Origin of the sequence: Occultella gossypii (assembly GCF_019947135.1) — a bacterium.
Taxonomy (GTDB): domain Bacteria; phylum Actinomycetota; class Actinomycetes; order Actinomycetales; family Beutenbergiaceae; genus Occultella; species Occultella gossypii.
In genome coordinates this window covers 58725-71258 of record NZ_JAGSHT010000012.1, presented here as the reverse complement: position 1 = coordinate 71258, position 12534 = coordinate 58725, and the positions used below count along the sequence as shown (strand labels likewise).

At 69.9% G+C, this 12534-nt stretch carries 9 protein-coding genes; 5 read left to right on the top strand and 4 right to left on the bottom strand.

Annotated elements, in window-relative coordinates; all coding sequences use genetic code 11:
* The first annotated feature begins 9 nt into the window (after positions 1 to 9).
* On the top strand, positions 10 to 657 hold the full coding sequence (locus KCQ71_RS12125) for a Pr6Pr family membrane protein (RefSeq protein ID WP_223406197.1): 648 nt from the start codon (positions 10 to 12) through the stop codon (positions 655 to 657).
* A 24-nt stretch (positions 658 to 681) separates the two neighbouring features.
* Here KCQ71_RS12125 and KCQ71_RS12120 read toward each other — a convergent pair whose 3' ends face one another.
* Complete coding sequence (locus KCQ71_RS12120) at positions 682 to 1116, bottom strand: MmcQ/YjbR family DNA-binding protein (protein WP_223406195.1); 435 nt, start codon at positions 1114 to 1116, stop codon at positions 682 to 684.
* A 173-nt stretch (positions 1117 to 1289) separates the two neighbouring features.
* Between KCQ71_RS12120 and KCQ71_RS12115 the strand changes: the two genes are divergently transcribed.
* The gene (locus KCQ71_RS12115; RefSeq protein WP_223406193.1) at positions 1290 to 2165 is read left to right on the top strand and encodes a formate/nitrite transporter family protein; all 876 of its coding nucleotides are present in this window, start codon (positions 1290 to 1292) and stop codon (positions 2163 to 2165) included.
* 162 nt (positions 2166 to 2327) lie between these two features.
* Here the strand turns inward: KCQ71_RS12115 and KCQ71_RS12110 are convergent, their stop codons facing one another.
* From KCQ71_RS12110 to KCQ71_RS12100, 3 genes are all read right to left on the bottom strand, one after another.
* Positions 2328 to 2867 carry a dihydrofolate reductase family protein gene (locus KCQ71_RS12110; RefSeq protein ID WP_223406191.1) on the bottom strand — a complete coding sequence of 180 codons (540 nt, stop codon included), beginning with the start codon at positions 2865 to 2867 and terminating at the stop codon, positions 2328 to 2330.
* Complete coding sequence (locus KCQ71_RS12105) at positions 2864 to 3868, bottom strand: helix-turn-helix domain-containing protein (protein ID WP_223406189.1); 1005 nt, start codon at positions 3866 to 3868, stop codon at positions 2864 to 2866. The genes KCQ71_RS12110 and KCQ71_RS12105 overlap by 4 nt, the downstream gene beginning before the upstream one ends.
* 72 nt (positions 3869 to 3940) lie before the next feature.
* Positions 3941 to 7024: a family 20 glycosylhydrolase gene (locus tag KCQ71_RS12100; RefSeq protein ID WP_223406187.1), complete on the bottom strand. Its 3084-nt coding sequence runs from the start codon at positions 7022 to 7024 to the stop codon at positions 3941 to 3943.
* A gap of 242 nt (positions 7025 to 7266) precedes the next feature.
* Here KCQ71_RS12100 and KCQ71_RS12095 point away from each other — a divergent pair, with 242 nt between their 5' ends.
* The 3 genes from KCQ71_RS12095 (at position 7267) to KCQ71_RS12085 (ending at position 12428) form a co-directional block, all read left to right on the top strand.
* Positions 7267 to 10377, top strand: a complete 3111-nt coding sequence (locus KCQ71_RS12095; protein WP_223406186.1) for a discoidin domain-containing protein — start codon at positions 7267 to 7269, stop codon at positions 10375 to 10377.
* A gap of 53 nt (positions 10378 to 10430) precedes the next feature.
* Positions 10431 to 11408: a phosphotransferase enzyme family protein gene (locus KCQ71_RS12090; RefSeq protein WP_223406184.1), complete on the top strand. Its 978-nt coding sequence runs from the start codon at positions 10431 to 10433 to the stop codon at positions 11406 to 11408.
* 186 nt (positions 11409 to 11594) lie between these two features.
* On the top strand, positions 11595 to 12428 hold the full coding sequence (locus KCQ71_RS12085) for a TrmH family RNA methyltransferase (protein WP_223406183.1): 834 nt from the start codon (positions 11595 to 11597) through the stop codon (positions 12426 to 12428).
* Positions 12429 to 12534 lie beyond the last annotated feature (106 nt).

The following is a 12534-nucleotide window of genomic DNA, read 5'->3' as shown; positions in this document are numbered from 1 at the left end:
GCGTCCGGCGTGAACCGCACCACTGCCGGGTGCGTGGCGATCGTCCGGATCGTCGCCGGGCTGCTGATCATCGGCGTGCTGGTGTCCGGATTTGCCGCACAGGTCGTGGTCGGCGGCCGCAATCCCTTCGACTACTTCGGCTACTTCACGAACCAGACCAACCTGCTCACGAGCGTCGTGCTGATTATCACGGGAACCATCGTGCTCACGGGACGACGGATCCCAGGCTGGCTCACCCTCGTGCGCGGGGTCGCGACCGCGTGCCTGCTCGTCGTCGCGGTCATCTACAACCTCCTCATCCCGGGCACGGGGTCCGCACCGCCCGTGGTGAGCGCGATCCTGCACATCGCGTTCCCGCTCGCCGTCGCGCTCGACTGGCTCCTCGTCGGAGACCGCGAGCCGCTCGCCTGGCGCCGGCTCTGGCTCGTGCTTCCCTACCCGCTGCTGTGGCTGCTCGTCGTCCTCGTGCGTGGCGTCACCGACGGTTGGGTGCCCTACGGTTTCCTGCTTCCCGACCGAGGGCCGGCCTCGCTGGGCCTCCATGTCGTGGCGCTGCTCGGCACGCTCTTGGCGGCGGGCGCGCTCGTCTGGTCGGCCAGCCGGTCACCGGGACGCTGGCTCCGGACTCCCGGACGGACTGTTCCCAGCCGCGTGTGATCGGCGCCTCGTGCCGAGAGCCTGTCAGCCGGGCTCAGAGCCGGGATCATGCTGCGCGAGCCACTCCTTGGCACGCCGCCGCGAGGCCCGGCTGAGCCAGCCGTCCTGGACGAGTTCGACGATCTCGTCGCGTGACACCTGGCCCACGTGGGCCGCGCGGATCAACACCGAGGGATGGCCGTTGAAGTGGGGCGTCGTGAAGAACGGCCGCGTCTCGTCCTGCACCAGTGCGATCCGGTCTGCCTCATCGCTGACCCAGATGACGATGACGTCGTCGTAGAGCTCTCCGGTAGCCGGGTCGAACGCGTCCTTGCGAGGGTTGCGGAAGAAGACGAACGACTTCCCGCCCACCTGGTATACGGGGTTCTGCCCGGCGGACTCGACTGTGACGAACGGCATCGCGAGGGCGGCCGCGTGGATGTCCTCCACCCGGGCCGGCGTCGTCGCGGGCTCCCGCATGCTCCGATGGTGCCACTCCAACGCGCGATCTCACAGTGGGTACCGACCGGCTGAGCGGAGATCGTAACGAGACCGGGTGGGCGCAGACACGCTGATGAAACGGCCCGCTCGTAGCGTCGGGGACGCCGTCCCAGCGGCAGACCTCCACCGTCCGATCCACGGAGCCGTGCCACATGTCCTACGTCAAGCCAGCTCAGCTCGTCCCGACGATCATCGACGCAGGTGCCAGCAAGGTGCTCCTCTCCGCCCGCGACACGCTGGTCCGGTCCACGATGGGTGGCGCGATCCTCGCGATCGCCGCCGCGTTCGCCGTCACGGTCACGGTGACGACCGGCCATGCCATCCTCGGCGCGGTGCTGTTCCCGGTGGGTTTCATCCTGCTGTACCTGCTCGGGTACGACCTGCTCACCGGCATGTTCGTGCTCGGCCCGCTCGCGTGGCTCGACAAGAGACCCGGCATCACGGTGCGGGGCGTGCTGCGCAACTGGGGACTCGTGTTCGTCGGCAACTTCCTCGGGGCGTTCGCCGTCGCGGTGATGATGGCGATCGTCGTGACGTACGGGTTCGACACCCCGCCCAACGAGGTCGGTCAGGCGATCGGGCACATCGGTGAGGGACGGACCGTCGGGTACGCGGAGCACGGGGCGTCGGGCATGCTGACGCTGTTCGTGCGCGGCATGCTGTGCAACTGGATGGTGTCGATGGGGGTCATCGGCGCGATGGTGGCCAAGGATGTGCCGGGCAAGGCGATCGTCATGTGGATGCCGGTCATGCTGTTCTTCTTCATGGCGTTCGAGCACTCGATCGTCAACATGTTCCTGTTCCCGTCCGGCCTCCTCCTCGGTGGGCAGTTCACGATCATGGACTACCTGATCTGGAACGAGATCCCGACGGTGCTCGGCAACCTCGTCGGTGGTCTGCTGCTGACGGGGCTGCCTCTCTACCTCACGCACGGTCGCCCCGCGGCGCGCCGCGGGGCTGCGCCGGCACACCAGGACTCGGAGCCGAGCACCACGGCGGAACTCGACCTGGTTCCCGAGCGCGCCTGACGCGTCCCAGCCGCGCCAGTGCGCGCGCTGCAGCTCGCAGCTGACCTCGCCCTCGTCCGAACCGGGGAGCGGCTCGTCCCACTCGCGCACCTCGATGGGGAACTCACGACGAAGCCGCCACCCGACGTGGCCGAGCGTGAGGTGACCCGACCGCCCGAGCCCTCACTCGCCGTCGCGCACCACGACGTACCGGGCACACGCGAACTCGCGGTTCTGAGCCAACTCCTCCAGCCGGAACTCGACGTGGCGGGGGAGCAGGGGCGCACCGGCGCCGATCGTGACAGGTGCGTAGGAGACGATCATCTCCTCCAGCAGGCCGTGGTCGGCGAACTGCCCGGCGAGGTCGCCGCCGCCGACGATCCAAACGTCCTTCCCGGCGGCCGCCGCCACCATCGCGGCGTGCACGCTCTCGATATCGTCCGTGGTGAACCGGACGTCGGCGCCGTCGGCCGGCGGTGGGAACTCCCGGTGCGTGAACACCCAGGCGGGCATCGCATACTCCCACCCGCCGGGCGCGTGCTCGAGGATCCAGGCGTACGTCGAGGCGCCCATGGCGATCGCCCCGACCTTCGCGATGAACTCGTCGTAGTTCATCGGGCCGGTGTTGTCGATGTCGCGGGTGAGCAGCCAGTCGAGGGAGTGCTCGGGGGTGGCGATGAAGCCGTCCAGGGTCGTTGCGGTGTAGTAGACGGTGCGGGTCATCGGTTCTCCTCGGTGGGGGTCGGGTTCGGGCCACGCAACCAGTCGATCGGGTCGCCCTCGCCAGGGTCGACGCCGGCATCGCGGAGCAGGTGGCGTACCAGCAGCCGGCGGTGCGCGGCGTAGGTGAGCACGTGCGCGATGACGCTGCTCAGCACGAAGCTCTCGGGTGGTTCGCAGAGTGCGTCGATGAGCCGGTCGTCCCAGGCACCGCGTCGCTGGATGTCCCGGACCGCGTCCAGCCAGCGCGCGGTGGCGCTCTCGTGCCGGGCCGACAGCGTCGCCGGGTCGTCCGCGCCTCGGTCCGGGAAGTCCCGGCCCTCGATCGACGCGAGCCAGACCTCCTTGGTCCAGATGTGATGCTCCAGGACGGCGGCGATCGACTCCTCCGGCCCGTCCCAGGAGAGCACGGTCAACCCCGGCCAGCGCACGCGCCGGAAGGCGTCAGCGTCCAGATCCGAGGCGAGCCGCAGCAGGTGGCGGGTGTCGTCGACGTCGTGGCGGACCAGGTGCGCCGTCAGCGCACCGTCCGGCGCGGGCGCCTCGCCCCCGCTCACCCACAGGTTCGTCGGCGGGTGGAAATGGATGCCGTTCGGCGCGGGCAGCCAGTGCGTGCTCGCCATGGCGCGCCCGGGTGCCGGTCCGGAGCCCGGCTGCTCGGGGTGCCCGACGGCGGAGGTTGCGTCGCCGTTCTCGCCGACGGTGCTCGGTGGGTAGCCGTAGGCGCGCGCGAACGCGCGGCTGAACCCGTCGACGGAGTCGTAGCCGGCCGCCCACGCGGCGTCGGTCACGGTGTCGCCAAGGCTCAGCCGCCACGCGGCCCGCTCCAGGATCACCCGTCGGCGCAGCGCCACGGGAGACTCGCCGGTGCCGCGGCTGAGCTGGCGGCTGAAATGCCACGGCGAGGAGAACGCGCCCGCGGCCATGCCCCGCAGGTCGGCGTGGTCGTCGTCAAGGACGGCGTCGAGCAGTTCGCGCAGCCGGTCGCGTCCGTTCTCGGTCATGTACTCCAGTGTGCGGCCGGTCCGCCCACCGGCGCCCGACCGTTCTTGCTCAGGCGCCGATCGAGCCCTTGCTCAGCCCTCGTCGAGGCCTGTCTCGATCAGGGCCTGCCCCTCCTCCCAGAGATAGGTCCACACCTCCGGGTCGTCGACGTGGCGCTGCTGCCTGGCGATCATGGCCTCCAGCCTGTCGAGCTCCTGATGCATCCTGGTGACCCGGCCGGCTTCCTGGTGGCGCAGAACCCGCGCTACCGCGGCGTGCAGCTGGTCGGCGCTGCTGGGGTCGAGTCGCCCCTCGGCGACGTAGGCGTCCACCTGGGCCAGGTAGTCCTGGCTGCGCTCGGCGAAGGTGCGCTCGGCATCCGCAGGTGGGCCGACCAGGAACGAGGTGGTCCAGCTCTGCCCGCCCGGACCGGAGACCGTGACGGTGCCGACCCGCGCGACGGCGTCGTCATACGGGTGCTCGCCGGTCACCTCGTACACGGAGTTGCCCACCTTGCCAGCCGCCGAGGTGCCGGTCAGGGCCCCCTCGGAGACCGTCCCGTCGCCCCAGTCGATGGTCGCCGTCAGGTTCTCCACCCGCACCGTGGGCGAGGCGACGGTGGCGAACGATCCGCTGACGGTGAGATCGTCATCGTCGATGAGGTGGCTGGTGCCGACCACCGATGTGGTCCACGCGACGTTCGGGTCCGGCCAGAAGTTCGTGCCGGCGAACTGCCACCTGCTGCCCTGCACCGCCAGGCGGTCCAGGAAGGACCGGGAGTCAGCCGTCAGCTCCTGCGGCGACCAGGCGAGGTCCAGGATGGAGGCGAGCCGGGGGAAGACCTTGTGCTCCACGTCCACGGCGCCGCCGCTGTTGTTCTCACCCCAGGCGGGGCCCTCGATCCCGATGATGTCGTCGTCGTCCAGCCCGAACGACTGCAGGGACAGGTTCCGGTAGTCGTCGATGACGTTGCTCGGGTCCCAGTCGTGCGTGCTGTAGGCGTTGTGGGCCGGGTAGGGGTAGTCGAGATAGGCCTTCGAGGTCGGCGACAGGATGACGTCGTTGCCGCCGGCGAACCACTCCGGGGTCATCTCCAGACTCTGGTCCCGCCAGTACTGGTGCACCGAGGTCGGGTCCAGGCCCGCCATCGGCAGCGGCGTCCAGCCGACCATGCGCAGGTCATGGTCCATCACGAAGCCCTCGAGCTTGGTGATGAAGTCGATGTAGGGCTGGCCCGAGATGGACTCGTCGCCGCCGATGTGGAACAGGTCCGTGTTCACCATCGGGGCGACCGTGCCGATCACGTCATTGATGAAACCGTCCACCACGGCGGAGGTCGTGCACACCGTGTTGGACGACCCGCAGGAGAGTTCCGGGTAGGAGGCGATCGCCGCCGTGGAGTGACCCGGGAGGTCGATCTCGGGGATCACCTCGATATGGCGGGCGGCGGCGTAGGCCACGATCTGGGCGAACTGCTCCTGGGTGTAGAAGCCGGAGCGTCCGCCCGGCATCGACATCGACCCGCCGATCTCCGTCAACAGCGGCCACGACGGGATCTCGATACGCCAGCCCTGATCATCCGAGAGGTGCATGTGCAGGCGGTTGCCCTTCAGCGCGGCGAGGGCATCGATGATGCCCAGCACCCCGTCGACCTCGATGAAGTTGCGCGCCGGGTCCAGCATCACCCCGCGGTGCGAGAACCGTGGGTAGTCGACGATCTGCGTTGCCTCGACCTGCCACGGGCCGGGGCGCACCACCTCGCCGGCGATCTCGGCCGGGAAGAGCTGCATGAGGGTCTGCGCGCCGTTGAAGAGGCCCGTGGTGGTGGCGGCAGCGACGCGCACGCCGATGGCGGAGGCCGTCAACGTGTACCCCTCGGCCACTGCGAGCTCGGTGTCCGTGGGGCCTTCCTCGGCGTCGAGAACCAGGCTGATGTCTCCGGCCGCAGGCTCCTCGAGAACGATCGGCAGGTCGTGACCGGTGGCCGGGCGCAGTCGTTCGGCGAGGAGCTCTGCCTCCGCGCGGACGGCCTCGGCCCCGATCGTGATCCGGGTCTGGGCGGTCAGCGTGAAGGCGTCGGCATCGATCTGGGTCTGTGAGACCGGGGCGGGCAGGATCGTCCCGCCCGGCTCGGGCGGGGCCTGGGGTCCGGACCAGACCTCGAAGCTCCACAACGAGTACCCGAACGTGGTGGCGGTCTGGATGCCCTGCATGCGAACGTGCGAGACCGGCTCCTCGAGGCCGAGGCGGTACTCGGTGCGTCCGGTTGCCGGGCTGGTCACCTCGCGCACGGTGGTCCAGGTCAGGCCGTCGGTCGTGGTCTGGAGCTCGAACAGGGCGGGTCGAGCGGTCTCCCAGTCGAGCACCACGCTCCACACCGGTGACGGCTCGGCGAGCGCGATCTGGATCCAGTCGTTGCTCGGGTCGTGGTCGCTCGGCGGTGGCTCGGCAGGGTTGGTGCGTGCGTAGTCGGTGCCCCAGCGCGTCGCCGAGTTCCGGTCGTTGGCATTCGCCGCCGCGAAACGTGCCGGGTCACCGGTGTAGACCGAGGAGGCCGTGGCGACGCCCTCGGGGGCGATGTCGATGCCGTGGTCCCAACCCGTGGGGTCCGGCTCCTCGCTCGAGGTGGCGGCGTCCCAGATCTCGAAGGAGAACATGGAGTAGCCCCACGCGGAGGCCTCCCGGCCCTGCATCCGCACGAAGCCGACCGGGTCGGTGAGGTCGAGCACCACCTCCTGGCGCCCCTGGTGCCCGGCGAGGCCGGCCACGGTCTGCCAGGTCTGCCCGTCGTCGGAGACCTGGATCTCGTACTGACGTGCGTACGCGGCCTCCCAGTCGAACACCACACTGTGCACGACGCTGGGCTGCGCGAGTTCGATGGCGATCCAGTCGTTCGTCGGGTCGTGATCGCTCGGCGGGTACCCCGGCTCCTCGTCCCCGTGGGTGTAGTCCGAGCCCCACCGCGTGGACGGGTCACCGTCGTTGACGTGCGCCGCGGCGAACCGCGCCGGATCCGGGAACTCCGACGACGCCGCCGCGACGCCGTCGAGCGCCACGTCCCGCGGGGGATCGGCCGCCAGCGCCGGAGCGCTCGCGACCACAGCCAGCGGTCCGACCAGCGCCAACGCACCGACGAGTCCCACGACTGCCCGGCCAGGCCTTGAGAACAACGTCACGATTGATGCTCCTCGTGTCGATCCGGGCCGCCACTTCGCGACGCGAACGTCGAACAGATCTCTGGTGTGGCACACAGTGGTGCAGACCGGGCACGGGGGTCAAGGCCTCGGACGCCTGGGCCCACCCGTCGGAGCGGCCGGCGAAGGACGAGACGCGGCGCAGGCCCCTTGACCGACGTTGAGTCGATTCAGATAAGGTCATGCCTCAGCACATCGACGTGCCTACTCGGAGGTTCTGCCCCATGGCATCCCACACCCGGACCCGGCGTGGCCTGGTCGTCGTCCTCGGTGCGGTCCTGACGTTCGGTCTCGCCGTCGCGCCCCAGCCGGCACACGCCGCGGACATCGACATCTTCGACGTGGACCCGAACCTTCCGGACGGCCTCGTGAATCTCGCCGAGGGCAAGCGCGCCACGTCCTCGTCCTCGTACGAGATGTCGAACGAGGGCTGGGCCACGTCCTTCGTCAACGATGGCCGGATCGGCACCGCCACCCTGCCGTACGGCTGGACCACGAACCCGATCGGCAACACGGCAACGGCGACCACGCCGGCGTGGGTGCAGCTGGACCTCCTCGCGCCGAGCACCATCGACAGCGTGGCCCTGTGGCCGCGGATGGACGCGGCCAACGACGGTCAGAACTTCCCGGTGGACTACCAGGTGCAGGTCTCCGACGACGCGAGCACCTGGACCACCGTCGCCACCAGCACCGGGAACACCGCGGTCACCGATGCACAGGTCCTCGAGATCGACGCCGCTGAGGCCCGCTACGTCAGAGCCCTCGCGACCCGCCGCGCCGAGCCCACCGGCCGTGACGGCTACCTGGTCCAGCTGGCCGAGTTCGCGGTGTACGGCACCAGTTCGGGGGTGCTCGTCGAGCTCGACAAGCCCGCCCTCGAACTGCTCCCGGGCGATACCGACCAGCTGACTCCCAGCCGCAACGGCGTTCCCACCGACCCGAGCGCCTTCACGTGGACCTCGGCCGATCCGTCCGTGGCAGGCGTCGACGCCGCCGGGCTGGTCACGGCGGTGGCCCTCGGTTCCACCACGATCTCCGCGACCGTCGACGGCGGTGCGCCCGTGACCATCCCGGTCACGGTCATCGCCGAACGGGTCGACACCGATGCCGAGTTCATGATCTCGGCATTCTGGCCGCCGACCGCGCAGTACACGACGGCGGAGCAGTACGACTACCTCGCCGACGCCGGCATCGACTACGTCCAGAACGTCGACTCCACCGACCTGCAGGGCCGGGCCATCAACATGGAGATGGCCACCCTGGCCGCCGAGCGCGGCATGCTCGTGGGGGTCTCGGACCCCCGGCTCAACGAGTCCCTGTCCCTGACGGATCAGGAGATCCGCGACATCGTCGCCGAGTACGAGAACGTGCCGGGCGTGGGTGGCTTCTACCTACGGGACGAGCCGTACAACGCGAACGCGTACGGCCGCGTGCACCAGGCGGTCAAGGACGAGGCGGACTGGCTCTACCCCTACCTGAACTTCCTGCCGATGTTCGCCTACCCGGATCGCGCCACCTACCAGAGCCAGGTCGACGACTTCGCCGAGCTGGCGCGCACCGATGAGCTCGCCTACCTGATGTACGACCGGTACCCGTTCGGCGACGCCGCGGACTCGTTGGACTACGCGTCCATGCTGGACAACATGGACGCGATGCGCGTCGAGGGACTCGAGAACGACGTGCCCACCGGTCTGTACATCCAGTCCATCGGCCGGGTCGACGCGAACGGCAACCCGGCCGGATTCCGGCGCACGAACCCCGCGGAGATCAGGTACGAGGTGAACGCGGCGCTCGCCTACGGATACACGCAGCTGTCCTACTTCACGTGGTTCACCCCCACCGGGCGGCCGGAGACGTTCACCGACGCGATCATCGCGCCGGACGGGACGCCCACAGATCTGTACCAGCCGGTCAGCGAGCTGAACGCCGAGGTGCACGCCCTCGGTCCCACCCTGATGGACCTGGACGCCGCGGAGGTCTACCTGCACGGGCCGGACCTGTTCGGGCAGCCCGCGATCCCGGACGGGTTCATCGCTCGTTTCGCCGACGACGACAACGTGATCGTCTCCCGCCTGGTGGACTCCGAGACCGGGCGCCAGTACCTCATGGTCGTGAACAACGACTTCACCAGCGAGCAGCAGGTCGAGCTGCGGCTACGCGGTGGGGTCCGCGACCTGGAGGTCATCAGCCGGGAGGACGGGTCGCCACAGCCGCTGTTCGCGAGGAACGGCAGGTTCGACCTCGACCTCGCCGCGGGTGACGCCATGCTGCTCGCGCTGCCGGATGACCTCCGCTACGTGGCTCCGGGCCCAGCCGTGCCGCTGAATCTGGCCGCGAACGCGGATGTGATCGCAGCCTCGTCCGAGGGCGCCAACGGCTGGTACATGGACAAGCTCACCGACGGTGAGCGCTTCTCGACCCCGAGCAGCCAGGGCTGGCGCGCCACCGAGATCGTCGAGGGCGACCCCAGCACGGTCACGCTGGACCTACGCGCGGAGCGCCGGTTCAACCGCGTGGACCTGTACCCGGCCGGGGGAGTGTTCGGCTACGGCCAGGCGTTCCCGGAGGCGGTGACCATCCAGGTCTCCACCGATGGGCTTCAGTGGCGGGCGGTGGCCGAGGCGGACCTCGAACCGCCGACGGCGTCCGTGCCGGTGCCGAGCATCACGTTCCGGTCGGTGCGGGCACAGTATGTGCGGGTGGTCGTCGACGCCCACAGCACTCGGACCGGCGCGGCCGCGCTCGAGCTCGCCGAGATCGAGGTCTACTCCGACGATGGTTCGCTGCCCGGCCCCGAGGCGTTCGACGACACCGTCGCGGAGACCCCCTGGTATGACGGCAAGGACCTGGCGCTGGCGCGCCCCGTGGGGGTCTCCAGCTCCACGGAGGCCGCACAGTGGGGCTGGGCCAGCACCTTCGTGAACGACGGTCAGTTCGGTCCCACCGCCACCACGAACGGGTGGACCTCGCAGGTCGGCACGAACACCTCGCCCACCGACTCCGAATGGGTGGCGGTCTACCTCGGCGGGCCGTACGCCGTCGAACAGGTCGTGATCCACCCACGCAACTCCGCCACCGACCAGGCGAACGCCGGCCGCGGGTTCCCCACCGACTACCGGATCGAGACGTCCACGGACGGCGTCACCTGGACCGTGATCGCCGAGGTGGTCGATGACGTCGCGGTCACCGCCGAACCGCGCACCGTCACCCTCGAGACGCCGACCACGGCGGCCTACCTGCGGGTCGTGGGCACCGAACTGAAGCTCGCGCAGCCAGCCGCGGACGGGTACCTGATGCAGATCGGGGAGGTCCAGGTCTACGGAGCGCCCGCCTGAGCGGCGAGCCGGCGCCGTATCGATGACGACCGCGCGAAAGGTGTCGACACCTGGTGAGCCCCCGTGCCACCATCGGCGCGATGCTGCGACTGAGCGAGATCCGGGCCGTGCAGGCTTCCGTCGACGAGGACTGGCGCTCCCCGGTCGCGGACGCCGCGGCCGCTGAGTGGACGCTGCCTCCCGGGGCGGCCAGATGGTGGCGATCGAGTGCAACGCACGTGTTCGTCGTGCCGGGCCCACCGCGGCGTTACCTGCGGTTCGCGCCGACCGGATCGCCGGCGGCGGTGCGACTGCACGTGGGCGCAGGTCTCGCGGCCGCGTTCCCCGCCGGCGCGGACCTGATCGTGTCCTCGCCCGTCCCCACGGCGTCGGGAACCCGGACGCCGACCGTCGACACCCCGGTCGGGCCGATGGTCGCGATGCTCGTCGAGGAGGCCGCCGGGGAGTCCCTCGACGCGGACTCGCTGACCCGCGAACAGGCCCACCGGTGGGGCGCCGCCCTGGCCGGCTTCCATGAGGTGGCTCCGTCCGTCGACGCCGAGAGGCGCCCGCTCGACACCGCCGAGCCCGGGCTGTCCGTTGCTCTGACGGATATCGAGGCACGGCTGGCGGCCCTGGACCCGCGCACCCACCGACGGGTGACGGTCCACGGTGATTTCGAGCTCGACAACCTGCGCTTCGACGGCAATCGCGTCAGCGTGTTCGACCTCGACGAGACCCACTCGGGGTGGGCAGCCGAGGATGTCGCGCTGGCGACCAGGGAGCTCCGGGGGGAGGAGGGCGCGCCGCCACGCCCGCGTCTGTTCGACGCGTTCCTGGCCGGGTACCGCTCGGTCGCACCCTTCTCGGAGGCCGAGCTGGACGCCGTCCGGTTGCACGCCGTTGCACATTCGGCCCGGCGCGCGACCGACCGGGAGACCCTCGACGAGGGAGCAGACCCGAACGATCCCGACTGGCAGCGTGACCTGCATGTGGCGATCGCCGGCGCGAACGCGTGGCATCGTCAGGCGGTACTCTCGCGCCACCCGTGAGCGAGCCTTGCGAACTCCGGGCGTTCACGCCTGGACCGGCGGGTGTTCGAGTCCGCTCAGCGTGCCCCAGGTAAGCGCTGGGGCAGCCGGTGAGTTAGTGGGAGTCGGTGCGAGGGGGTACCACGAGGTCTGATCCGCGACGTGAAACCTTGACTTTGACGCTACGTCACGGTGGAGCGTGAGCGCGTGATCTCCCTGAGCAGCCCCGTGACGGACTCTCTCACCGTCGACTCGGTGATCGAGAGCTCCGCTGATTCCGGTGCCCGTCGAGTTCGCGACGTGCTTCGTGCCGGCGCTCGTGCGCGGAACACGATCCTCATCGACGACGAGGAGAACATCGTGCAGGCGTTGCGCAACGGGATACGGCTGAACGGCATCTACGTCACCAATGACCCGCCGGCACTGAGCGACGAGGTGCGGGCCGCTGCGTGGTCCGACCGCATACCGATCCACCGACTCGCACGCGCCGTCGCCGACGAGCTGTTCGCCGGCGAGAAGCGGACCCGCGTCTTCGCGCTCGCCACGCATCCACACCCGTACACGCTCGACGATGTCGCACGGCGCGCCGGCGACATCGTCGTCCTCGACGGGGTACGCCTGACGGGCAACGTCGGCGCGATCACCCGCACCGCGGCAGCACTCGGGGGAGCCGGGATCGCGCTCATCGGGAGCGGTCTCACCTCCGTCTTCGACAGGAGGCTCATCCGTTCGAGCCGTGGCCTGGTCTTCACGCTCCCCGTCGCGCTCGCGTGCCGAGGCGAGATGCACCGGTTCCTGCGTGACGCCTCGGCCACCCTCGTCAGTCTCGCCCCGGACGGGACCACCCCACTCAGCGAGCTCGCGTCCTTCTCCGGCCGGGTCGCCCTACTGCTTGGCGGCGAGCGCACCGGAGCATCGCCCGGGCTCGACTCACTGGCCCGGCATCGCTACGCCGTTGCGATGCGCCCCAGCGTCGAGTCGCTGAACGTTTCCGTCGCCGGGGCGCTCGCGCTCTACGAGCGGCACCGCGCCCCGCTATGAGCTCTCCCTCCGTGCGCTCGTAGCAACCGTCGAGATCCGACACCCCAGAGAACGCCCCCGTCGACCGCCAACAGTGACGACAACCAAGGTCGACCGACACCAAGGA

Coding starts and splice junctions, on each gene's coding strand:
- KCQ71_RS12110 (WP_223406191.1), bottom strand. CDS start 2,867: ATGACCCGCACCGTCTACTACACCGCAACGACCCTGGACGGCTTCATC.
- KCQ71_RS12105 (WP_223406189.1), bottom strand. CDS start 3,868: ATGACCGAGAACGGACGCGACCGGCTGCGCGAACTGCTCGACGCCGTC.
- KCQ71_RS12115 (WP_223406193.1), top strand. CDS start 1,290: ATGTCCTACGTCAAGCCAGCTCAGCTCGTCCCGACGATCATCGACGCA.
- KCQ71_RS12095 (WP_223406186.1), top strand. CDS start 7,267: ATGGCATCCCACACCCGGACCCGGCGTGGCCTGGTCGTCGTCCTCGGT.
- KCQ71_RS12120 (WP_223406195.1), bottom strand. CDS start 1,116: ATGCGGGAGCCCGCGACGACGCCGGCCCGGGTGGAGGACATCCACGCG.